Source organism: Dyadobacter jejuensis, assembly GCF_003149085.1.
Taxonomy (GTDB): Bacteria; Bacteroidota; Bacteroidia; order Cytophagales; family Spirosomataceae; genus Dyadobacter; species Dyadobacter jejuensis.
Genome location: NZ_QGDT01000001.1, coordinates 182,750 through 206,173, shown reverse-complemented (window position 1 = coordinate 206,173; position 23,424 = coordinate 182,750). Strand labels below are relative to the sequence as shown.

Annotated in this window: 17 protein-coding genes; 6 read left to right on the top strand and 11 right to left on the bottom strand. The window is 48.3% G+C overall.

The genetic code is table 11. The features are described 5' to 3' along the window. Positions 1–107 precede the first annotated feature (107 nt). The 3 genes from uxaC to CLV98_RS00925 all read right to left on the bottom strand — a co-directional run bounded on the left by uxaC (position 108) and on the right by CLV98_RS00925 (position 3,495). Positions 108–1,538 carry a glucuronate isomerase gene (gene uxaC / locus CLV98_RS00935; RefSeq protein ID WP_109672039.1) on the bottom strand — a complete coding sequence of 477 codons (1,431 nt, stop codon included), beginning with the start codon at positions 1,536–1,538 and terminating at the stop codon, positions 108–110. A 55-nt stretch (positions 1,539–1,593) separates the two neighbouring features. Further along, the gene (gene uxuA, locus CLV98_RS00930) at positions 1,594–2,781 is read right to left on the bottom strand and encodes a mannonate dehydratase (RefSeq protein WP_109672037.1); all 1,188 of its coding nucleotides are present in this window, start codon (positions 2,779–2,781) and stop codon (positions 1,594–1,596) included. Between the two features lie 102 nt (positions 2,782–2,883). Next, positions 2,884–3,495, bottom strand: coding sequence for an RNA polymerase sigma-70 factor (locus CLV98_RS00925; protein WP_109672036.1), 612 nt, complete (start codon positions 3,493–3,495; stop codon positions 2,884–2,886). A 281-nt stretch (positions 3,496–3,776) separates the two neighbouring features. Here CLV98_RS00925 and CLV98_RS00920 point away from each other — a divergent pair, with 281 nt between their 5' ends. Further along, on the top strand, positions 3,777–4,802 hold the full coding sequence (locus tag CLV98_RS00920) for a LacI family DNA-binding transcriptional regulator (protein ID WP_109672034.1): 1,026 nt from the start codon (positions 3,777–3,779) through the stop codon (positions 4,800–4,802). On the opposite strand, the gene CLV98_RS00915 is transcribed toward CLV98_RS00920, so the two are convergent. Further along, a complete protein-coding gene (locus CLV98_RS00915) occupies positions 4,799–6,076 on the bottom strand; it encodes a DUF349 domain-containing protein (RefSeq protein ID WP_109672032.1) in 1,278 nt (425 codons plus the stop codon). The genes CLV98_RS00920 and CLV98_RS00915 overlap by 4 nt on opposite strands. Positions 6,077–6,145: 69 nt before the next feature. Here CLV98_RS00915 and ettA point away from each other — a divergent pair, with 69 nt between their 5' ends. Both ettA and CLV98_RS00905 read left to right on the top strand, forming a co-directional pair. Then, positions 6,146–7,813 (top strand): energy-dependent translational throttle protein EttA, encoded by a 1,668-nt coding sequence (ettA, locus tag CLV98_RS00910; protein ID WP_109672030.1) that lies wholly within the window; start codon positions 6,146–6,148, stop codon positions 7,811–7,813. Between the two features lie 364 nt (positions 7,814–8,177). Beyond that, the gene (locus CLV98_RS00905; RefSeq protein ID WP_109672028.1) at positions 8,178–10,457 is read left to right on the top strand and encodes a T9SS type A sorting domain-containing protein; all 2,280 of its coding nucleotides are present in this window, start codon (positions 8,178–8,180) and stop codon (positions 10,455–10,457) included. A 98-nt stretch (positions 10,458–10,555) separates the two neighbouring features. Here CLV98_RS00905 and CLV98_RS00900 read toward each other — a convergent pair whose 3' ends face one another. The 7 genes from CLV98_RS00900 to CLV98_RS00870 form a co-directional block, all read right to left on the bottom strand. Next, the gene (locus tag CLV98_RS00900) at positions 10,556–11,419 is read right to left on the bottom strand and encodes a flavin reductase family protein (RefSeq protein WP_109672026.1); all 864 of its coding nucleotides are present in this window, start codon (positions 11,417–11,419) and stop codon (positions 10,556–10,558) included. 93 nt (positions 11,420–11,512) lie between these two features. After that, positions 11,513–12,766, bottom strand: coding sequence for a fumarylacetoacetase (fahA, locus tag CLV98_RS00895; protein WP_109672025.1), 1,254 nt, complete (start codon positions 12,764–12,766; stop codon positions 11,513–11,515). 42 nt (positions 12,767–12,808) lie between these two features. Further along, on the bottom strand, positions 12,809–13,531 hold the full coding sequence (gene phhA, locus CLV98_RS00890) for a phenylalanine 4-monooxygenase (protein WP_109672023.1): 723 nt from the start codon (positions 13,529–13,531) through the stop codon (positions 12,809–12,811). A gap of 26 nt (positions 13,532–13,557) precedes the next feature. Continuing rightward, on the bottom strand, positions 13,558–14,688 hold the full coding sequence (hppD, locus tag CLV98_RS00885) for a 4-hydroxyphenylpyruvate dioxygenase (protein ID WP_109673008.1): 1,131 nt from the start codon (positions 14,686–14,688) through the stop codon (positions 13,558–13,560). A gap of 47 nt (positions 14,689–14,735) precedes the next feature. Then, positions 14,736–15,899, bottom strand: coding sequence for a homogentisate 1,2-dioxygenase (locus CLV98_RS00880; RefSeq protein ID WP_109672021.1), 1,164 nt, complete (start codon positions 15,897–15,899; stop codon positions 14,736–14,738). 278 nt (positions 15,900–16,177) lie between these two features. After that, positions 16,178–18,814, bottom strand: coding sequence for a valine--tRNA ligase (locus CLV98_RS00875; RefSeq protein ID WP_109672019.1), 2,637 nt, complete (start codon positions 18,812–18,814; stop codon positions 16,178–16,180). A gap of 86 nt (positions 18,815–18,900) precedes the next feature. Continuing rightward, entirely contained in the window at positions 18,901–20,679 is a 1,779-nt protein-coding gene (locus tag CLV98_RS00870) for a sensor histidine kinase (protein ID WP_109672017.1), read from the bottom strand. Positions 20,680–20,856: 177 nt separating this feature from the next. On the opposite strand from CLV98_RS00870, the gene CLV98_RS00865 reads away from it, so the two are divergent. The 3 genes from CLV98_RS00865 (at position 20,857) to obgE (ending at position 23,397) form a co-directional block, all read left to right on the top strand. Further along, a complete protein-coding gene (locus CLV98_RS00865) occupies positions 20,857–21,633 on the top strand; it encodes a T9SS type A sorting domain-containing protein (RefSeq protein ID WP_109672016.1) in 777 nt (258 codons plus the stop codon). A 154-nt stretch (positions 21,634–21,787) separates the two neighbouring features. Beyond that, on the top strand, positions 21,788–22,354 hold the full coding sequence (locus CLV98_RS00860; protein ID WP_109672014.1) for an adenylate kinase: 567 nt from the start codon (positions 21,788–21,790) through the stop codon (positions 22,352–22,354). A 35-nt stretch (positions 22,355–22,389) separates the two neighbouring features. Next, positions 22,390–23,397, top strand: a complete 1,008-nt coding sequence (obgE, locus tag CLV98_RS00855; RefSeq protein WP_109672012.1) for a GTPase ObgE — start codon at positions 22,390–22,392, stop codon at positions 23,395–23,397. Positions 23,398–23,424 lie beyond the last annotated feature (27 nt).

Genomic DNA, 23,424 nt, shown 5'->3' with positions numbered 1-23,424 from the left:
AATTTTTTAACTTAAAAAATCAAAATATTCAAAACAAAAATAGCCCAAAACACTGAGTAGAGGGCCATTTTAATTTTTTTTAATTTAAGAGCTATGATTTTTCTATTTTAGAATCCAAAATACCCCTTCGCATTATTGTAGGAGATGTCGGATACTATTTTGCCCAACCAAGGTATATCGTTGGGTAATTCTCCATTTTCTATATCATTTCCAATGAGGTTACAGAGAATCCGGCGGAAATACTCATGCCGGGGATAGGACAAAAAGCTTCGAGAATCGGTGAGCATCCCCACAAATCGGCTTAATAGTCCCATATTCGACAAGGCATTGATTTGTTTTTCCATTCCGTCTTTCTGATCGAGGAACCACCATCCTGAGCCAAACTGCATTTTGCCTGCGATGGTCCCATCGTTATAATTGCCAGTCATGGTGGCCAACACCTCGTTATCGGCCGGATTGAGGTTATATAGTATCGTTTTTGCCAGCTGGTTGGTAGAATCCAGGGTATTCAAGAAAGACGACAACGCTTCGGCTTGGCTATAATCGCCGATGGAATCCCAGCCAGTATCGGGGCCCAATTCGCGAAGGGCCCTGCTGTTATTATTTCTAAGGGCTCCCAAATGGAACTGCTGAGTCCAGCCTTTGGCATGGTCGAGCTTGGCCAGGTCGTGCAATAGCACCGACTTAAATGCCAGGCTATCCGACTCCGAGGGGCATTCCCCTGCTACAGCCTTAGCGAAGGCCCTGTCGGCGGCGGCTCTATCCAGTGAGGCATAGATATGGGACAGCCCATGATCGGACAGCTTCCCTCCCATGGAGGCAAAGAAGTCGTGGCGCTTTTCGAGCGCTGCTAACAGAGCTGCATAGGAATGGATAGACTCCCCGGAAGTTAAGGCCGACAGTTTGGATAAATATTCCTTAAACTGCTCGGGCGTGTCGATCAGCAACATGGCCTTATCGGGGCGGAAAGTAGGAAATACGTCGATACCAAAGCCACTTTCGGCTATGCGCTGGTGGTATGCCAGGCTATCGATGGGGTCGTCGGTGGTACAGATCACCTTTACGTTCATCTTTTTGAGCAATCCACGCACACTGTATTCGGGGCGCTTCAACTGCTCAGAGCAGGTTTCGTAGATTTCCCGGGCGGTATCCTTATTCAACAGGATATCGACGTCGAAATACCTCAGCAACTCCAAATGGGTCCAGTGATACAGAGGGTTTCGCATGGTATAAGGAACGGTAGCGGCCCATTGTTCAAACTTCTCCCAGTCGCTGGCATTGCCGGTGGCATAGCGCTCGTCCACTCCATTCGCACGCATGGCTCTCCATTTGTAGTGGTCGCCATAAAGCCAAATCTGAGTTATATTGTCGAACTGTTTGTCTTGGGCTATTTCATCGGGAGGCAGGTGACAATGGTAATCGATAATGGGCATATCTTTCGCATAGTCATGATAGAGCTCCTTGGCGGCCTCTGTTTTAAGCAAAAAATTGTCGTCAATAAAAGTTTTCTGAACGGTAGAAGGAGAAACTGTACTCATTTTTTTGGCATTTGGGCGCCCACCTGGCCATCCAGATGGGTGCGGGTGATATTGATTAAAGACTTTTCCGAATTCCGAATTCCAAACCTCGGAGTTCGGCTAGGCCACGGAGCCTTCCTATGGCGGTATAGCCTGGATTGGTGCGCTTGGTAGCCGACAGGTCGTCGAGCATGCGGTGGCCATGGTCGGGGCGAAGTGGCATCCTGATGTCGGAACGCCCCTCGGCCTGCCTGCGCCGTTGCTCTAGGACCAGCTCCTTCATCACCCCATACATGTCCACATCCCCATCGAGGTGATCGGCTTCGTAGAAGCTTCCGTCGGCCTCGCGGTGGGTGGCCCGCAAATGGATAAAATGGATACGATCGCCCATACGGCTCACCATGCCACTCAGGTCGTTGTCGGGCCGTACCCCGTAGGAGCCCGTACAAAAGCAGAGGCCATTATTGCGGTGATCGTAGGCTTGCAACAACATTTTAGCATCCTGTTCGGTACTTACCACCCTTGGAAGTCCCAAAATGGGATAAGGGGGGTCGTCGGGGTGAATAGCCAGGTTGATGCCCGCTTCTACGGCCACAGGCCCTATGGCCTGCACGAATTGATAGAGATGCGTGCGCAGTTCCAAATCGCCCACATGCTTATATGTTAGCAACACTTCCCTGAATGATTCGATACCGAAACTTTCTTCGGAGCCTGGCAAGCCGGCAATAATGTTGCGGATAAGCTTATGTATATCGTCTTCGGAAGCCGCTTCCAGCCATTTTGCTGCCTTTTCTTTTTGGGCATCGCTATAGAGGGTCTGCGCCTCAGGACGTTTGAGCAAATACAGATCGAAGGCTTCGAACTGGGTAGCATCGAAGCGTAGCCCCGTCGAACCATCCTTCATGGGCGCGTCCAGATCGGTGCGGGTCCAGTCGAGGATGGGCATAAAATTGTAACAAACCGTATCGATACCACACTTGCCCAAGTTGATCAGCGACTGTTTGTAGCGATCGATATAGACCTGATAATCCCCCGTACGTGTTTTGATGGACTCGTGTACCGGAATACTCTCTACCACCGACCAGCTGAGGCCAGCGGCTTCGATGAGGTTTTTGCGTTTCATGATTTCGTCGACTTCCCATACCTGCCCATTGGGGATATGGTGTAAGGCCGAAACGACTCCTGTAGCGCCTGCTTGGCGCACATCGGCGAGAGAGACGGGGTCGGAAGGTCCAAACCACCGCCAAGTTTGTTCTAATGACATATCTATTATAAGGCCATCCCAGTCAATTGGGCTACCACTATTTTAAAATTATTATTCTAATATTTATGATGCACAGGCACTATACCCACAAATCCATGCTACTCAAGCCACTAGCCGATGTGCTGGCACCCGCTCCCGAAGTACTTTCAGGGCCCGGCTCATCTGTGTCTCTACGGTTTTTACCGAGATATTGAGCTTCTCAGCAATGTCTTTATAGCGTAGGCCCTCCTCCCGGCTCAGCCGAAAGATGACCTGACATTGGCAGGGCAAGGCCTGAATACAACGCTCAATATGATTATAGGTCTCATTAAAGGCCAGCTCGTCCATGGGCGAAAAATGATCGGCATGGGACATACTCCATTGGATAGAATCCAAGGATTCCTTCTCGTATTGCCGGTGCATTTTTAGTTTTAAGTAGTCCAAGGCCTGATTCCGTACCGCCCTATAGATATAGGCCTGAAAGGAGGTATGCACTTCTATCTGCTCCCTATTCTTCCATAGCTTCACGAATACATCGGCTACCACTTCCTCGGCAATTTCCCTGGTCTCAACTACCCGCATGGCGTAGTTGCACAGATAGCGATAATGGTTGGTAAACAGCTCTCTAAAAGCATAGTAATCTCCTTTTTTGACTACCCGGCCAAATAGACTTTCCAGGGCATTTTTTTGCCCTGCTCCGGGGATCATCGCGGGGGTAAAAGTATTCGCTTCCATAAATATCAATATAGGTTAATAATAGAAAATTACCAGGAAAAATGAGTATCGGCCTTAGATTGACTTTTTCAATCTTTTACCTAGTTTAGGACAGTTTTCGGTGTAATGCAAAAATAAATCTTGAAAAAAATCAATAATTTTACGCAACCGTTCCCGGAACCGTTCCCAATGAGCGAATAATTCCGGGACAATGACTTCCAAATCACTATTTTTGCAACAAGTTTAAATTGTTCACATTTCCAGAGCGAATATAACCATTGGACTATTCCAATATTAACCCTATGAAAAGACCCACAGTCACGATCAAAGAAATTGCTAAACTCCTGAACGTATCGAAATCGACGGTCTCACGGGCCCTACGCGATAGTTCCGAAATAAGTACCGAAACAAAGAAAAGAGTGCTGGAATTGGCCGAGCAGTTGCATTATGCCCCCAACCCCATAGCCTTAAGCCTGCTCAAGAATAAAACCCAGACGATCGGGGTGATCGTACCCGATATTGCCAACCGGTTCTACTCGTCGGTGATAGGGGGCGTCGAGGATATTTCCTATAGCCGGGGCTACCATACGATGATCTACCAGAGCCACGAGCTGCTAGAGCGGGAGTTGGCCGTTACCCGTCACCTGGCCTTGCGCCGGGTCGATGGCCTGGTAGTAGCCATTTCGAGCCAGTCGGAGCATGTGGATCATTTCAATGACCTACAGGAGCAAGGCATTCCGGTCGTCTATTTCGACCGGGTCAACGAGCTCATGGCGAGTCATAAGGTGCAGGTCGACGATTATAAGGGTTCCTTCGAAGCTACCGAACATCTTATTGCGCAAGGATGCAAGCGCATTGCGCATATCGCCGGCCCCAAACAAGTATCTATAAGCCGCAACCGGCTGGAAGGGTATTTGGATGCACTCCGAAAATATAAATTAGAAATTAGAGACGAGTGGATGTTGCATACGGAGATCACCCAGGCGGGAGGCACCGAGCGGACCTATCAACTGATGGCCATGCGCGACCGACCCGACGCCATATTTGGCGCCAGTGAGCGTATTACGATGGGGATACATCTGGCCTTACGCCAGCTGGGTTATCGCATGCCCGACGATGTGGCTGTGGTGGGTTTCTGCGACTTGGCCATGTCCATGCTAATGGACCCGCCGGTTACCTCCGTAACCCAGCCCTCTTTTGCCATGGGCCAGCAGGCCACCACCTTATTGCTCGATCTGATTGAAAGCAACAATACCCCGGTCGTTTTTGAAACCAGGGTATTGCCTTCCAATTTACTTATACAAGGATCCTCACTAAGAAAATCTTAGCTCAGCGACTTAAGTTTTCTTTCGAACTCCGATAAGATTCTTTCTTTCATTGCGACCTTACGCTTCTGAATATTGATACGCCCCATGGCCGGTTTGTCAATATCGATATTGCCGGTAGAAGTCCTTTCGAATTCTAGAATAGCGAATTCCAAATCACTTTTTTCCCTTTTGGCGAGCCATTCCAGCTCCCGGTGCTTGGTGCGCAGCTGCTCTTCCTGGCTTTTCAGCTCGAAGGCAGGGTATTTCCGGCTGATCACCCGGGCCAGATAGCTCAGCTCAAATATCTTGTCACAAACCATTCTAAACCGATCGGCTACTTCCTTATCTACCAACTTATAAGGAATTTTTATTTCCTTCCATTTGCTGAGAAGTACCTTAGCCTCGGCGGCAGCGGCGGCAATATTGGGCTGGCGCAACAGTTGCTCGGCCTGCTGAAGTAGCTTTTGCTGCTCCACAGTGCGAGGGTCTACCCGTACTTTGGGCTCTATGCCCTTGGCCAAGTTGTACTTATCATAAAATAGTTTCAGGAAGTGACGGTAGGCCTTATTGACCTTAAAGAATCTTTTGGGAGGGACCTCCCCAACATTGTTCCAGGCAGTACGTACTTCCCTGGCTTTCTGATAGGCCTCATCCATATCCTTGGCATAGCTCAAGGTCTTGGTGATTTTGATCAAGGCCTCATATTGATCGATTCGCTCTTGATTAATCCTGTTTTGCTCATCGAAATAATCCCGTCTGCGTTGAAAAAATTGATCCAGGATCTCCTGAAAAGTAGCTTCAACTTCCTCCTGGGACTCTTTTTCTACGGGGCCCGTACGGATCCATTTGGCTTTTATTTCCTGAATTTGCTCGGTGGCTACAGCATAGTCTTCTATGGCTGCCGCCACTTTCACGTCCTCGATTAGCGCCCTTTTGATCTCCAAGTTTTTAGTTTGGTTTACGCCAATCAAACTCTTTAGATACTCCTCTTTCTCTTCCAATCTGCGCAGCAAAGGGATAAAATCCCCCAGTGCGTCGAAAGTAACCAGCTTGCGCTGCAGTTGAATCAACTTAGTCAGATAGGAGCCCTTGTTCTGGGCCTCATCTATCTCCTTCTCGAGTTGTTCCACCTTGTTGAGCACGATATTGAAACGATTCTTAAAATAATCGATCGCCTCTTGTTCGGTTCTTTTAACTTCTCCAATTTGCCTGTCTGGAAATTCCAGATAACCTTTTAAAAATACTTTGCTGTCTTTGACATAGCCGTATTCATCATTCAACGTGGCATTTTCCATTATTTCAATTTTATCTGCTAAGTGTAGGGAATATATAACGATATTTGTTACGCACAAATTAACTAAAAAATGAGTAACGAAACCATTATTTTCTCAATGTCTGGGGTGAGCAAGGTCATTCCACCCAATCGACAGATTATCAAAAACATTTATTTGTCATTTTTTTACGGTGCAAAAATCGGTGTTCTTGGTCTGAATGGATCAGGAAAATCTACCCTCCTACGCATTATAGCGGGTATCGATAAAGATATTCAGGGAGACGTGGTGTTTTCGCCAGGCTACTCGGTGGGGATGCTCGAACAAGAACCGTTGCTAGACCCTACCAAAACAGTCAGAGAAGTTGTAGAGGAGGGAGTCCAGGAAGTCGTGGATTTGTTAAGAGAATTTGAAGAAATTAACGAAGCTTTCGGCGGAGAGGATCCCGATTTCGATAAACTCCTAGAAAGACAAGGGGAGGTACAGGAAAAACTAGACGCCACCGATGCTTGGAACCTCGACAACCGACTAGAAGTAGCGATGGATGCGCTCCGCTGCCCTCCTTCCGATGCCCTCGTCAGTACGCTCTCTGGAGGGGAAAAACGCCGGGTAGCCCTTTGCCGCCTGTTGCTACGCCAACCCGACGTCCTGCTCCTGGATGAGCCTACCAACCACCTCGATGCCGAGTCGGTATTATGGCTGGAAGAACACCTTCGCCAATACAAGGGAACCGTTATTGCCGTAACCCACGACCGGTACTTCCTCGACAACGTGGCCGGCTGGATCCTCGAACTCGACCGTGGAGAAGGTATCCCATGGAAAGGGAACTACACCTCTTGGCTGGAGCAGAAACAAGAAAGATTACAAAAAGAAGAGAAAACAGAATCCAAACGCCAAAAGACCCTTCAAAGGGAATTGGAATGGGTACGCATGGCTCCCAAAGCCCGTCAGGCCAAGTCGAAGGCACGTCTGGGCGCCTATGAAAAGTTATTAGGAGAAGAAACAAAAGCCAAAGAGGACAAGTTGGAAATCTTTATTCCGGCTGGGCCTCGTTTAGGCAACAAGGTTATAGAAGCGCATGGCGTATCTATGGCCTTTGGGGACCGTCTACTGTACGAAAACCTTAATTTTGCCCTTCCACCGGCCGGTATCGTGGGCATAATAGGCCCCAACGGAGCGGGTAAAACGACGCTTTTCAAGCTGATTACGGGGCAGTTAAAACCTAATGCAGGGCATTTTGAAGTGGGTGATACCGTACAATTGGCCTATGTGGACCAAGAGCACGACAACCTCGATCCCGACAAAACGGTATACCAAAATATTGCCGATGGCAACGACTGGGTGATGCTTGGAGGTAAACAAACCAACGCTAGGGCTTACGTAAGCCGATTCAACTTCTCGGGTGGAGACCAGGAGAAAAAAGTAGGCAACCTGTCGGGAGGAGAAAGAAACCGCGTGCACCTGGCCATGACCTTGAAAGAAGGTGGCAATTTGCTCTTGCTCGATGAGCCTACCAACGACCTGGATGTTAACACCTTAAGAGCCCTGGAGGAAGGTCTGGAAAACTTTGCGGGTTGTGCCGTCATTATTTCTCACGACCGCTGGTTCCTGGATCGGGTAGCCACCCATATCCTCGCCTTCGAAGGAGACTCGGAAGTATACTGGTTTGAAGGAAACTTTTCGGATTACGAAATTAACCGTAAAAAACGATTGGGTAACGATGCTACTCCAACGAGAATAAAATATAAAAAACTAGTGTAGTACCGAATTTGTTCTAATACATATTTAAATAAAAACTACAAATATTGCAATAACAAGTCAAAAAGCGGCCAAATCTGGCCGCTTTTTTTGTGATACCCTGAGATACAAGTGAATAGCAAAGCACTTTTAATCGCTCCCAATCCTCAATTTATGAATTTCCTGTCGCAGGCTGGCCCATCCAAACTGAATTATTCTTCTACATTTTTTTTGAAATTTTAATTTTCATTGTCGAATTTCCTTTATATGTTTGAGGAATATTAGCAAACAAATTCGAACCCCTCCTCCTCATTATCTAATAAATAAGCCCCTGAAATAGAAAATATTAGTTACAAATAGCCCAGATAATTTAAAGACTCAATTTCTTATGCCAATTTTATTTTATGCCGTAGAGCGCCTGAAGGGCGTTATCTACGACGGAGGGAGGGTTTTGTGCCTTCTGACCCTTGCTTTTTTGGGATCGGTCACCTGTGCCATGGCCCAAAGGGAGATTATCCTCAACACGACGGGATACGGATTCGACCGGTCAGCTGCCAATGGTATTAATGCCGACCAATGGACTTATATCCAAAAGTTTACCAACCTCAGCTTCAACGGTCAAGATGCCTCCGTAACCTGTATTCGCCTGCATATCGAATGGAATCAATATGAACCCACCTCGGGCACTTATTATGGAGAGAAAATCGCTAAGGCAGCGGAAGCCATCATTAATTTAAAGCCAGGGATGAAATTTGCCCTATTGTTTCCTTATCAACGTCCAGGATACTGGACGGATAGCTACTTATCGCAGAATGAAGTGGCCAAGACGGTAAAAGGCGTATTGGTACAACAAAATATTGCCTACACTTGTCCTTCCCTATACGGTGAAAATGCCAAATCCCGGTATTTGGCGTTTGTAAATGACGTGCTGAACCATATAAAGCCCTATTATGACAAGCTCCTGTATGTGCAAATGGGCAATAGTGCTTCGGAAGAGTATTTGGCCCCAAATGTTTACATCAATAATGTCAATTATGTAGGTTTGTACGACACAGAGGCTACAAACTCCTGGAGAAGCAATTTTCTAAAAAGAAGATTCCCTAATCAAGAAATAGTTACTTGGGGATCAAATTCCTATAACCTTGACACCGCACCACAGCCCGCCGATGCCAATTGGAACAGCGACATCGGTCGCGACTTCCATCGCTTTGCCTCCTGGGGGCTCCTTACCTTGTTTAAGGACTTTTATAAGCTGGTCAAAAGCCACGATAATAATATACAGGTACTCTATTTTATTTCGGACCTAGGGGGAGGGCAAGGCAATGTGCGACATATGCATACCAGCTCGGTACCCTTGGCATTAGAACTTTCGGATGGGGTGTACTCCTCCGATGGAGGGGATCAGTACGATATTTGGCGCAAAATTGCGGCCATAGACGTATTAAAAGGCTCAGATCCCAATAAAATTGCAGCGATAGAGTTCGACCCCACCGACCTTGGGGAGCGCAGTGGGGAACAAAATCTAGAACCACAGCTAGCCACCGAGTGGATACACAGGGCCTTTGAGCATGGAGTCGACTACGTTCACTTGGCCATGCACTTTCACGATCCGCAGATCAGTATGGTAGCACCAGCCCTGGCCACCAGCAAAGCCAAGTACATTAGCCAGCCTTTCACTCCACCAGCCAGAAAGCCTGCCATAGAAACCAATTTGTTCCCTAATGTATTTTTAGATCAATATTTATTTGAGAATTGGAAAACTCAAGGAGGGAATTCCTGGTCGACCAGTGACCAACAGCCCGTTTCGATAAAGATGCAAGATGAAGGATATTGGGAAAACATCTGGAACGAAGAGGCCTACCTACCTTGTACCTTTGTAATGTCCGCTCCGGCAAGTACCATGCTAGCCAAACCTGGCGAAGCACTCACGCTTTCCGCAAACTGCCAGGGCGAAGAGTGCGATCGGGTATATATCAACTGGAAAGGCACCAACCTCAGCAATGCTACGGGAACTACGGTCCAGCTGACCTCCCCCGCTCAAGATGGCACCTATACCTATACAGCCGAAATAAACCGCAGTGGCTGTCCACAACAAGAGATGGCATATACGCTAAATGTGTCCCAGGCGGCACTGCCGGTAACCCTCATCGCGTTCGCAGGAAAGGAAGAGCAGGGACAGGTTCTATTATCATGGCAGACCACCGAGGAGATTCACAGCGACCGGTTTGAGATCGAACGCATGGAAACCTCAAAACAATGGAATAAAATAGGAACAGTCCTGACCCAAGGTGATGCCAGCGACCAAACCAACAACTATCATTTTACAGACTTCAAAGCCGCTATGGGCGAAAACCTCTATCGCCTAAAGATGCTGGACCTGGATGGGAGCTATGCCTACAGCCGACTGGTATCGGTAAAAGTCCTCAATAGCCCCACCTTCGCCATATATCCTAATCCCACCACCGGCTACCTACAAATCAATGACCAGCAGTCGTCGGAATTGCAAAGCATTATTATTTACAATAAAAAAGGACAAAAGGTACTCGCTCCGGCGGTAGGCTCTGAATCCAGTATCGACCTCAGCGCCTTACCCGAAGACCATTATACCTTGCAGCTTAGCTACAAGACGGGACAGACGCGGGTAGCACATTTCGTCAAAATCAATTAGAAGAGGATCTTCTCTTGTTGAGAAATACTTCATCAACGCCCATCTGGAGGAGGTCGGTTTCCTACCCAGGACATCGACCTCCACCTTCTCAAGGCCTGTCACTGCAACAGTACCAGCCAAGCCTCCTCGGTTTTCCCCGCTTCCAATAATTGATGGGCATAGGCATGCAGCACATCCGGCACATAAAGACAACCCAAGGTAGCCTCTTGTATTTTTTGTCTTATTTCGGCCTTTTGACCATAGGCGATCACTTTTTCGGGATCGGGCCTAAGTAGTACACTTCCTAAGCGCCCTAAATCGTTACCCGTAAGGATTTTTGAGTTTCTAATGGATTCTGGCAAGGCGTCGACACCGATACCCATCTGGGGTCGGGGCACTTCGAAGAGGTGGTCGGTATGCGCAAACCAATCGCCGCCCAATCGAGCGACCCAGCTCGTTTTCTTTTGATCGATCTGTCCCGCATCATCTAGCAAATCTTCAGAAAAATGGGCCAGGACCACCTCCGCCAGTATAAGCTCCATAGACCCTTTTTCTATGATCTCCAAGACCTTGCACTCCAGCTGTACCGGCGACTCCAGTACCCGAGGAGGAGCCACCACCCGCGATGGGAGTTCCGTAAAGCCGGCCTTGGCAAATTCATTGACTCCACGGGCAAACTCGGCACTGGCCAGTGAAATCTGTTGCACCATCTCTGCCGTCACCATATTGACTACCACCTCGGGCACTTGTCGGGCATTGATGGCCGTATGTTTTTGGCTTCCATCGGCAGACCTTCTATTGGGTGCAAAGGCAATAATCGGGGGATCTATCCCCATCATATTGAAAAAACTAAAGGGGCTCAAGTTCACCCTCCCGCCATCGTCGATGGTACTAACGAAGGCAATAGGCCGCGGTGCTACCGAGGCCGTCATATATTTATAAAAAGCTCGGGCACTGATTTCAGTGGGGTCTATGGTTTTCATTCAAGACAAATCTAGTAGTTGTAAACGCATCATATTACCTGCTTAACGCCAAATCGATGGAGATGGTTTGTAACCCTTACCCTTATAGCCCGGCTATGGCAACTGGAAGGGTGGGTGGACCTCTCCTTCCGCAGTGCCAAAACCGACCCTTCCTTCCGTTCCCTGGAAATAGCCGGTAAAAACGACCCGATCTCCATCTTCCAAATAGCGCCTTACCAGCCCATCACGCAGGGGCACAGCCCGTGTTCCCCCTTTAGTAGCCTCCAACAAGCAGCCCTCCATGCCAGGTTCTGGCCCACTGATGGTCCCAGTGGCCAACAGGTCCCCTATTTGGAGGTTACAACCACTTATGGTATGATGGGCCACCTGCTGGCTGACAGTCCAGTACAAGAACGATGCATTGGTATGCGCCACCGGATAGGCCTGCTCATCGGAAGGCTGAATGGATAGAAACAGATGAATATCGAATCCGAGTCTTTTGGCCTGGGTCAAATAAGGCAAAGGCAAGGGGGACTGTACTGGAGCAGGGGTGCGGCAAGCACTAAGCGCCTCCATGGTGACAACCCAAGGCGATACGGTACTGGCAAAATTCTTGCTGGTAAAAGGCCCCAAAGGCTGATACTCCCAGCGTTGTAAATCCCTGGCCGACCAATCATTAAAAAGCAATGCGCCAAACATATACTCCTCAGCCCGCTCTACGGGTACTGGTGCACCCAACGGCGAGTCTTTACCTACCACAAAAGCTAGCTCCAGCTCATAGTCCAGTTCTTGGGTGGGCTGCATTACGGGCCCTTCCGATGGATGCGGGCACACCTGTCCCCGAGGCCGATAGATAGGGGTATTAGAAACCACAACCGACGACGCCCTACCGTGGTAGGCGACCGGCAGGTGCTCCCAGTTGGGCATTAGGGGCCGCTCGGGCCTAAAGAGCCTCCCTACCTGAATGGCATGTTCGCGGCTCGAATAAAAATCGGTATAATTCCCGATGCGAAGGGGTAAATGTAGCCTTACCAGCTCCTGCTTCACCAGTAGCACACTGGCCCATTGAGCTAACCGCGACGATCGGTCGCACAGTTGATCCTGCAATACCTTGCGGATAAAACTCCAATAGGATGGCCCTATGGCTATAAAATCGTTGAGAACAGCACTTTGAAAGACATTCTTAGCTAAGGGATAATCGGCAAAAAGGCCCTTCTGATAGGCCATCGCAAGGTCAATGACATACTCGCCGATGGCCACCCCTACTCCCGGCACTCCCTGTGGCCTACTAAAAATACCATAGGGGAGGTTGCCCAAAGAGAAGTCGGAATCGTCAGGAATCGTCAACCAACTGGATCGTTTCTGCATAGTGATTTGGAATTTTTGCTGGCTATAGAATTTTCGGAGCCCTTAGCCATTGGCATAGGAGCGCAAATGTCCTTCTAGGTCCTGGATGGACTGATAAAGCTGGTCGTACGAATCGATCACAAAGTAATGGTCCTGGTAGTGATCGATATGGTAGGGCGTCTCCAACACCCGCTCCAGGTCAAAATCGTACTTGGGGATTTCGGGATTAAGACAATACAGGCTTTCCCCTGCCGACGATAAGATGCCGCCACCAAATATTTTGAGGGCACCCTCCTCCCTAATCAGCCCAAACTCTACCGTATACCAGTAGAGTCGAGAGAGCCGCTGTAGCGCATCTTCCTGCTCAATAAACTGAAGGGCTACCCCACTCAAATGTTCCATAAAGACGCAGAATTCGGCGTTGCTCAGCAAGGGTACATGACCGAAGCTATCGTGAAACAAGTCGGGCTCCTCCAGGTAGTCTTGCTGCAAGGGGGTGCGAAGCCAGTTGGTGGCAGGAAAACGTCGGTGAAACAAATGGGAGTAAAACTCCTGATGCGGAATGAGTCCGGGCACGGCATATACCTCCCAGCCCGTCAGTCTTTTTAGGGCAGGGTTGGTCTCACTTACGAAGTGAGGGATATGATCGGCTACAAACCCTACTTTTCCAATCCCCTCCAAATAAGCGTTACTCGCTATAGAAGGTAAGATTTCCATTTGCCGCTTATACAGTTTTTCCCACATCTGTTGATCGGCTGGGGTGTATTGCTCATATTGTTGGTCCATGATCGTATGCTGTTTATAAAAAAAACTTACAGGGTGCCCCGCAGCATTTGAGCCCTTTCTATGGCTTCGAACAAGGCTTTAAAATTACCTTTCCCGAAAGATCTGGCCCCTTTTCGCTGAATGATCTCGAAAAACAGGGTTGGGCGAGGAACTATGGGCTGGGTAAATATTTGTAATAAATAACCTTCATCGTCCCGGTCTACCAATATCCCCAGCTCCCTGAGGTCGTGCAGGTCTTCGTCGATCATGCCCACACGTTCCAGAAGTTGGTCGTAATAGGTAGCAGGAACTTGCAAAAACGACACCCCTCTATCCCGTAACTGACGGACGGTATCCAAAATATGATCGGTAGCCACGGCGATATGTTGAACGCCAGGCCCATCATAAAAGTCGAGATACTCTTCCACCTGCGACTTACGCTTACCTTTGGCGGGCTCGTTGATAGGAAACTTGATACGCCCATTCCCATTACTCATCACCTTGCTCATCAGGGCGGTATAGTCGGTAGAGATATCCTGATCGTCGAAAGTAGCAATGGTGTTAAACCCCATAACCCTTTCATAGAACTTCACCCAAGTGTCCATCTCATTCCACCCTACATTACCCACCATATGGTCAATGTATTTTAGCCCGATGTCCTCTGGAATGGAGGCAGGCTGCCAGGCCACATAACCCGGCAGAAACACACCGTGATAGTCTTTGCGTTCGACAAACAAATGGACGGTTTCGCCATAGGTATGTATGCCAGAACGTACCACGGCACCTGCATCGTCCTGCTCCTTGCGGGGCGTCATATACGGCTCAGCCCCTCTTTTTACAGTCTCTTCGTAGGCGCTTGTAGCGTCATCGACCCACAGGGCAATGGCCTGGACCCCATCTCCATGGCGGTCTATATGTGCCCCTATGGCCGTACCGCCGTGGAGGGGGGAGGTGAGTACGAGACGAATTTTTCCCTGAACCACCACAAACGACTCCCGGTCGGCAAGGCCAGTTTCGAGCCCAGCCATGGCCAAGGGCTGAAATCCAAAGGCTTGTTGAAAATAATGCGCCGACTGCAAGGCGTTGCCTACATATAGCTCGATGTAATCGGTACCGTTAATAGGCAAAAAGTCTACTGAATTCCTGTCCAATAGATCTTGCTGATGTATGGTCTCCATAGTTTTCTTTTTTAGTGTTCTATTCGAAAAAGGAAAATGTAGCAACATTACCGGTCAAGCCAGCTCTTAAAATAGAGCCCATCGTCCACGCCCATAGCCGCTTCCGTCAGCATTAACGGACGAAAGGTATCGATCATTACGGCAAGCTCTTGGGTGGCTTTCTGCCCAATGCTTCGCTCATAGGCACCGGGGTGTGGCCCATGGGGAATGCCTCCGGGGTGGAGCGTCATATCGCCCGCGGCAATGTCGTTCCTGCTCATAAACTCCCCATCTACATAGTACAGCACCTCATCGGAATCGATATTGCTATGGTTGTAAGGAGCAGGGATCGACAACGGATGGTAGTCGTAGAGCCTAGGACAAAACGAGCAGACGACACATGCCGCCGTTTCGAAAGTCTGATGCACCGGTGGGGGTTGGTGAATACGTCCGGTAATGGGTTCGAAATTATGAATTGAAAAGCCCCAAGGGTAGTTATAACCATCCCATCCCACTGCATCGAAAGGGTGGGTCGCATACACCAAAGGATGGATATAGTGGCCCTTCTTTACATTAACTAGGAAGTCACCCGGCCCGTCATAGGCTACCAGGTTGCGTGGCAAAATATAGTCCCGCTCACAGAAAGGGGCCTGCTCTTGCAGTTGGCCGAAATAATTGCGATAACGCTTCGGCGTATAAATGGGTGCATGGGATTCCAAATAAAGAAGCCGATTGTGGTCGGTATCGAAGGATATCTGATAGATTACCCCCCGGGGTATCAGCAGGTAGTCGCCCGGCACGAATGGCAGCTCTCCAAAAAGGCTGGTGAGCCGGCCGGTTCCCTGATGCACAAACAGCAGTTCATCGGCATCGGCATTCTTATAGAAATAGGCCATGGGGCGTTGCAGTGGTGCGGCCAGGCCTATCTGTAGATCCTGGTTTACCAGCAAACACACTCGGCTTTCAAGGTAATCGGCCGATGGTGGTATATTAAAACCTACCAATCTGCGCATGGTAAGATTATTGGCCACGGCCACCCTAGGCGCCACATCATAGGCCGGCTTTAGCGCTTTTACCTGAGTGGGGCGGTGGTGGTGGTATATCAACGAAGACATCCCTTCGAAACCGATGGTGCCAAACAGTTCTTCGTAATATAGCCCGCCGTCGCCAGGCTTCCTCAATTGGGTATGCCGCTTGGGGGGAATCTGTCCGAGTCGATGGTAAATAGGCATAGGATTGTCGTTTTAGTCGTCATAATACCCGAATACTGGTTCTCTGCAAGGAGAGAAATAAACTATGTAAGCTAATTATTGTTAGAGCAATAATATTACAAATAAATTACTATTTAAACAAATATTAGGATTATTTGAATTTACGAAATATACGGCACAAAACATAGGAATAGACTGAAGGCGGATAAGCTAAAGAATCAACCCGCTTAAAACGAAGAATCCCAGCCTCGGAACGGAAACTATCCGTCCAAGGCTGGGACCTCACAAAACTCGTATTTCTATAGGGTACCTAAACGGGCCAAAGCCTCTTGAAGGGTTACAATTTTAGCTTCAGCATCGGCTAATTTCTGTCTTTCCTTTTCTACGATATCTCCTTTTGCGTTTTGAACGAAGCGTTCATTGGAGAGTTTTTTAGAGACCGAATTTTTAAAGCCTTGGGTATATTCAAGTTCTTTTAAGAGGTTCGCTTTTTCCTCTTCTACGTCGACTTCACCAAGCAAATTCACAAAAAACTCGTCGGACTTCACCCGGAAGGAGGTCCCCTCACCCTCTTCGGCTACCAAGACCAATTTTTCGACATTGGCTAGTTTAACGATAAGCGGCTCCAGCCGTGCATAGCGCTCAGGCTGGTCGGTACGTACTGCCAGCGGCAGGGTAATTTTGGGACTTATATTCTTGCTATTTCTTAGGTTCCGAATGGCTGAGACCAATTCGAAAAGCACTTCGAAATCACCTATCAAAGCCATATCAACGGCGGTTTGAGGCTTGGGGAATGGGGCTAAACAGATGCTTTCTTTAGCCGCTCTTTCGCGAATATTTTGCCATATTTCTTCCGTTATAAAGGGAATAAATGGATGGGCCAAACGCATGAGCTTATCGAAAAATGCCAGCGTAGCCTCATAGGTATCGGCATCGATTGGCTTTTCGTATGCTGGCTTGATCATTTCCAAATATTGTGCACAGAAATCGTCCCATATCAATTTGTACACCAAATTGAGCGCATCGGAAATCCGGTATTTAGCAAAATGATCCTCTAGCTCCAACAGGGTCTGATCGAGTGTGGAAGAAAACCAAGAAATGGCCAATGTAGAACCTTCCGGCGCCTGTAGTTGGCTATCGACGGTCCATCCCTTCACCAGTCTGAAGGCATTCCAGATCTTATTACAAAAGTTACGTCCTTGTTCCACCAATTTCTCATCGTAAGGCAGGTCATTTCCTGCTTGCGAGCTAAAGAGCATGCCGGTACGGATACCATCGGCTCCATATTGCCCGATGAGGTCGATAGGATCGGGGGAGTTGCCCAAGGATTTGGACATTTTCCGTCCTTGTTTGTCCCTTACGATACCCGTCAGATATACATTTTTGAATGGATAGGTATCCTTATAGGCATAGCCAGCGATGATCATACGGGCCACCCAGAAAAACAAAATCTCGGGGGCTGTTACCAGGTCGTTGGTGGGGTAATAATAATTCACATCGGCGTTGTCGGGCTCCTTGATACCGTTAAATACGGATATGGGCCACAGCCAAGAGGAGAACCAAGTATCCAACACATCGGGATCTTGTTCTAGGTCTTCCTCCGTAAGGGCAAAAAGCTGGAGCTCATGCTGTGCTTTGCGGAGGGCTTCCCGCTTATTTTTGGCCACGATAATCGTTCCGTCTTTCAGGTAGAAAGCGGGAATACGGTGCCCCCACCAAAGTTGGCGACTAATATTCCAGTCACGAACATTTTCCATCCAGTGGCGGTAGGTATTTTTAAATTTGGCAGGAATCAGCTGAACGGTATCGTTCATCACATTTTCGAGTGCAGGCTTACTAAGGCCTTCCATTTTCAGGAACCACTGTTCCGATAACCGGGGCTCTATCACCGCGTCGGTCCGTTCAGAATGCCCAACGTTGGATTGGTATTCCTCCACTTTGACCAAATGGCCCGATGCTTCCAGAAGTTTTACAATCTTTTTCCGTGCCACAAACCGGTCCTCTCCTACCAGGATCTGAGCCTTTTCGTTGAGCGTACCATCTTCAGCTAGCAAGTCAATGATGGGTAGACCATGTCTTTTGCCGAGTTCATAGTCGTTGGTATCGTGGGCGGGGGTCACCTTCAGGCATCCCGTTCCAAAATCCATTTCCACATAATCGTCGGCGATAATGGGAATAGCCCGATTCACGAGCGGGACCATCACCTTTTTACCAATCAGATGTTGGTAGCGTTCATCGGCCGGATTAACACAAATGGCGACGTCGGCCATAATGGTCTCGGGGCGGGTGGTGGCGATCACGACTCCGGGGGCTCCACCTTCTTCGAGGTCGTAGCGAAGATACACGAGGCGTTGGTTCACCTCCTTCATAATCACCTCTTCGTCCGACACCGTAGTCTTGGCTTGAGGGTCCCAGTTTACCATCCTATGCCCACGGTAGATCTCCCCTTTCTGGTACAAATCGACAAAGACGTCGATCACCGAGTCGTAGAGATCGGGCTCCATGGTGAAGCGCGTACGGTCCCAGTCGCAGGAGGCGCCGAGTTTCCGAAGCTGCTTTAAGATGATCCCCCCATATTTATGGGTCCATTCCCAGCAATGTTCCAGGAATTCATCCCTACTCAAGTCCTTTTTCTGAATGCCTTTCTCTTTGAGCATGGCCACCACTTTGGCTTCGGTAGCGATGGAGGCATGGTCGGTACCAGGCACCCAGCATGCTTCCTTACCTTCCATTCGGGCCTTACGAACGAGAATATCCTGTATGGTATTATTGAGCATATGCCCCATATGCAATACACCCGTAACATTGGGAGGCGGAATGACGATGGTGTAGGGTTCCTTATCGGGATTGGGCTTGGAATTGAAAAACTTATTTTCAATCCAATATTCATACCACTTATCCTCTATTTCCTGGGGAGCATAGGTTTTGGAAATCATTCTTGTAGAATAAAATGCGTTGTTTTGCGCGTTACTGCCTTAAAAAGACGGCAAGTTAGGATTTGAATCGCATATATTCTAAATTTTTATGCCTCCATGGCCGTCGGGAACCACAGGGTAAAGGTACTCCCCTGCCCCAGCTTACTCTGAACCTGGATGGTGCCCTGATGGGCCAAAACCATTTTTCTAACATAACTGAGGCCCAGACCAAAGCCCTTGACATCGTGTACGTCGCCAGTGGGCACTCGGTAGAAGGTCTCAAATATTCGGCTTAGTTGCTCTTTTTTAAGCCCCACCCCCTCATCTTGAATGACGATCTGAATACCATTGTTTTTGTTGCTGGTTTGGATATTAATCAGCAATTGGTTTGGAGAATACTTGATGGCATTATCCAATAAGTTTTTAAGGATATTAAGCAGGTGTATTTCATCTCCATAAACCAAATCATGGTCGGCTTCGAAGGCCAGATCCACCTTTCCATCCCTTTTTTCGATCTGCATCGACAGGCTATTTAGTGCCTGAGAGATAAGGTCCTGCATGGGTATTGATTTCCTTTCGAGCCTGACCTCTCCCTTCTCCAGCATGGCCATTTGCAATACCTTTTCCACATGAACCCCCAGCCGTTTATTCTCTTCTTGAATAATTCCCAGATATCGACTCATTTTGGGAGGGGCGGGTTCGGTACTCACTTCGTGGGCCATGTCCACTGCCAGCCCTATCGTCGAAATCGGTGTTTTGAGTTCGTGGGTCATATTATTGATAAAATCGGTCTTAATATCCGACATCTTCTTCTGCCTAATTATGGTCGAAACGGCCAGATAAAAGCAGCCCATCACCACCAATATCAGGGTACCAGAGCCCCCAAAAAGTACCCCCATATTGCTCAGGATATACTTTTCCTGATCGGGGAAATACACCATCAAAAGGTTCTGGGTGGGCGCCATCTCATTAGGGAACAAAGCGGCTTTATAGGACTTTGTCTGCCAGTCGGTACTGGATATTCGGGCCGTCGCAAAGATAAATTTTTGAGGGTGGGCATCTTGCACGGCGAACTCAAAGGGGATGTCTATTCCATTGGCGTTAAGTTCTTTCCTTAAAAGGGTATCGAGCAAAAAGCGATTGACCCTTTCGTGAATAGGTCTTTTGGTATACAACAGGTCCTGCATCACGTCCCTGAGCAATGCGACTTTGTCGGGTTCTTGGCTAATTTTAGGACTAGGAAGTTCATTAGAATGGGCCTGGGCGTCGCTCCCTGCTTTGGGAGATACGGCGCGCTCGGCAGGTGAGCCAGCTGTAGGTTCCTTACTGGTAGAGGCCTCGGAGAAAACCTTGCCCAAGGTACGTTCATCGTCCAGACGCCTCCGTATAAAGGCATCCATTCCGGCAGCACCTTTGCGCTGGGCATCGAAAAACTCTTCGACAATTTGTTGCTGGAAATCGGCCATTATCCGAAAGTTAGGGCTCAAGGCATCCGTAGGCACCTGTTCCGACACGATTTCATAATGGATTTCTTCCCCATGCGGACCTATGATAACGGCATATTTGGGGGAAGGTTTTTGGGTAGGCTTCCTGTTAGCTGGAGTGGGAGCGGGCTTCGATTTTTTGACGGGGGTATTGCGTAGCTTGGCGATACGGTCGAGCTTATTCTTTTGTTGCTCGCTGTCGATGCGCTGCTGTAGCAAATACCTCATTTCTTGCTTTTCTAGCCGATGCACCACTTCCTGTACCGACTCGGCGACTTTATGGTTAAACTGATCGTTGCGAATGGCTTTGGCTTCCCTAATCCAGTACCACTGCAGGGCTACAAGGCCTATCATCGCCACGCACATCAACCCTATAATGATCTGTATCTTTCTTTTGGTCATAAAACTAATTTCTCTTTTGGATGCAACGCTGGCAACCGTCTTACCATCCTTATTGCGCTTAGCAAATTTACGTCATCCCTTGGCCAAAGTGCAGCATTTAACACTTTTTAACACGCCTACTAATCAATAAGTTATAATTTTACACGGTTCAATATATAAATTAAACACTAGCAAGCCATGAAAAAATTCAATAGCATGACAAGGTCCCTGGCCCTACTCGGCCTACTCCTAATGGGCTGGAGCGTGACCGCCCTAGCCCAGGATAAGGCTTATAGCAAAATCCGCATTAAAATTACCGACCAAAAGGAAGGCAAGACCGAGGATAAGATAAAGGAATACAAGCTTCCCCCTATGACCGAAAAGGACCAGCAGGTCTTTATCGACAAGGTGCTGGACTCTCTGGGAGTGGACGACCAGAAGCAGCTGGTGTCGATAACGATTGAGGATAACCACCGCCGCACAGCTGGGGAGTCGCACAGGGAAAGCAACCGCCGCTCTGCCGATGAAGACGCCTTAGCCTATCACTGGGATGACCTCGACAAGGATTGGGACCTAGCAGCGGAAAATATTAAGAGTCAAATGCGGCATTTTGAGCGCTCTATTAGCCCAAAGGCACGGACTATTGTCCGTGAGATGGAAAACATAGGCGATCGTATGGGCAGGTTTTGGTCCGAAGAACGGCCTAAGCCTTCGGCGATTAGCGGGCTCAGTGTTTATGCAAACAAACCCAATGATGGCCAGTTAAATATACGTTTCCACGCCCTTCAAAAAGGAGATGTACACATCAGAGTCACCGATACGAAGGGGAAAGACGTAGGGGACAAGAGTCTAAAAGACTATCAGGGTGAATTTGTGGGCCAGATTGAACTAAAAAGACAGGCCAAAGGCACCCTTTTCGTAATGGTGACTCAAAACGAGGACGGCACCGTAAAAAGATACGTTCTCCCCGAATAAGAAAGGCTTCACGACGCTACACTTCCCTCAGGTTATTGTCTATCTGGGGGATTTTATTTTAAAATATTGATTGATAATTAGCTGACAAAAGGTAAGAGTTGTAAATTTGCCAAAAACAACCAACTTTAGCGACACCCAACCTTAATAAGCTCCTATGCTCAATCTTATTCTTTTTGGCCCTCCAGGGGCAGGGAAAGGCACTCAAAGCGAGAAAATCATTGCCCAGTACAAGCTCATTCATTTATCGACAGGCGACCTGCTACGGTCTCAGATCCAGCAAGGTACCGAGCTAGGAATGAAGGCCAAAACCCTTATGGATCAAGGATTGCTGGTACCCGATGAGGTCGTGATTGGCATGATCGACAGCAAGCTTCAAGAGAACCGCCAGGCGGCAGGGTTTATCTTCGACGGTTTTCCTAGGACTGTAAAGCAAGCCGAAGCTTTGGACGCCCTTTTGGCTTCTTATGGCGAATCCATACAAGTAATGGTAGGCTTAGAGGTAGACAATGAAGAGCTACTGGCTAGGCTACTCAACAGAGGTAAGACATCGGGCCGGCCCGACGACCAGAATGAGGAATTGATCCGCAAACGGATACAGGAATACAACACTAAGACGACCCCTGTAGCCGATTTTTACCGTTCACAAGAGAAGTATGTGGCTGTAAAAGGAACAGGGGAGATATCTGAAATTTTCCAGTCGATCACCGAGGCCATAGGCTAAGCCCTGTTTACATATTTTAACATTAAGACCCAATAATGGCTTCTTCCAATTTTATAGATTACGTAAAAATTAATGCAAAATCAGGGGCCGGCGGAGCCGGATCCATGCACTTCCGACGTGAGAAACACGTTGAAAAAGGCGGACCTGATGGGGGTGATGGAGGTAGAGGCGGACACGTAATTCTGAGAGGAAACACCCAGCTTTGGACCCTGTTACACTTAAAGTACACCAAGCACGTAAAGGCCTTTAATGGGGTGAACGGCGAAGGGGGCCGTAGAACGGGAGCTGAGGGTAAGGACATCGTCCTTGAAGTTCCGTTGGGCACCATCGCACGTATGGCCGAAACCGGCGAACAGGTGTGTGAGATCACCGAAGATGGCCAAGAGATCATATTATTGAAAGGTGGCCGCGGCGGATTGGGAAACGACCATTTCAAATCGGCCACCAATCAGACCCCACAGCATGCGCAACCTGGCGAGCCAGGAAGGGAAGAGTGGGTCATTCTTGAACTAAAGGTACTGGCCGATGTAGGTCTTGTAGGCTTTCCTAATGCAGGAAAGTCCACCTTGCTTTCGGCCGTTTCGGCTGCTAAGCCAGAGATTGCCGACTACCCTTTTACTACCCTGGTCCCCAACCTAGGGGTGGTTCCGTATCGAGACTTCCGTTCCTTTGTAATGGCCGACATCCCGGGGATCATAGAGGGTGCTTCACAAGGAAAAGGCCTAGGAATTCGCTTCCTGAGGCATATAGAACGCAATTCGATTCTGCTGTTTATGATTCCGGCCGATACTGAAGACATTCTTGCCGAATACCATACCCTATTAGAAGAACTGAAACTGTATAACCCATCGTTACTCGACAAAGATCGCCTCTTGGCCATCTCAAAAATGGACCTTATCCCTGAAGAATTTAGGGACGAAATCAAGGACAAGCTACCAGAAGGAATCTCTACCATCTTTATTTCAGCAATAACCCAAGAAGGTATTGAACAATTAAAAGATTACATATGGAGTCGAATCAATACGACGTTGGACGTTAAATAAGTTTTTTGGAACGGTGCAACTATTAGT

Coding starts and splice junctions, on each gene's coding strand:
- uxaC (WP_109672039.1), bottom strand. CDS start 1,538: ATGAGTACAGTTTCTCCTTCTACCGTTCAGAAAACTTTTATTGACGAC.
- uxuA (WP_109672037.1), bottom strand. CDS start 2,781: ATGTCATTAGAACAAACTTGGCGGTGGTTTGGACCTTCCGACCCCGTC.
- CLV98_RS00925 (WP_109672036.1), bottom strand. CDS start 3,495: ATGGAAGCGAATACTTTTACCCCCGCGATGATCCCCGGAGCAGGGCAA.
- CLV98_RS00920 (WP_109672034.1), top strand. CDS start 3,777: ATGAAAAGACCCACAGTCACGATCAAAGAAATTGCTAAACTCCTGAAC.
- CLV98_RS00915 (WP_109672032.1), bottom strand. CDS start 6,076: ATGGAAAATGCCACGTTGAATGATGAATACGGCTATGTCAAAGACAGC.
- ettA (WP_109672030.1), top strand. CDS start 6,146: ATGAGTAACGAAACCATTATTTTCTCAATGTCTGGGGTGAGCAAGGTC.
- CLV98_RS00905 (WP_109672028.1), top strand. CDS start 8,178: ATGCCAATTTTATTTTATGCCGTAGAGCGCCTGAAGGGCGTTATCTAC.
- CLV98_RS00900 (WP_109672026.1), bottom strand. CDS start 11,419: ATGAAAACCATAGACCCCACTGAAATCAGTGCCCGAGCTTTTTATAAA.
- fahA (WP_109672025.1), bottom strand. CDS start 12,766: ATGCAGAAACGATCCAGTTGGTTGACGATTCCTGACGATTCCGACTTC.
- phhA (WP_109672023.1), bottom strand. CDS start 13,531: ATGGACCAACAATATGAGCAATACACCCCAGCCGATCAACAGATGTGG.
- hppD (WP_109673008.1), bottom strand. CDS start 14,688: ATGGAGACCATACATCAGCAAGATCTATTGGACAGGAATTCAGTAGAC.
- CLV98_RS00880 (WP_109672021.1), bottom strand. CDS start 15,899: ATGCCTATTTACCATCGACTCGGACAGATTCCCCCCAAGCGGCATACC.
- CLV98_RS00875 (WP_109672019.1), bottom strand. CDS start 18,814: ATGATTTCCAAAACCTATGCTCCCCAGGAAATAGAGGATAAGTGGTAT.
- CLV98_RS00870 (WP_109672017.1), bottom strand. CDS start 20,679: ATGACCAAAAGAAAGATACAGATCATTATAGGGTTGATGTGCGTGGCG.
- CLV98_RS00865 (WP_109672016.1), top strand. CDS start 20,857: ATGAAAAAATTCAATAGCATGACAAGGTCCCTGGCCCTACTCGGCCTA.
- CLV98_RS00860 (WP_109672014.1), top strand. CDS start 21,788: ATGCTCAATCTTATTCTTTTTGGCCCTCCAGGGGCAGGGAAAGGCACT.
- obgE (WP_109672012.1), top strand. CDS start 22,390: ATGGCTTCTTCCAATTTTATAGATTACGTAAAAATTAATGCAAAATCA.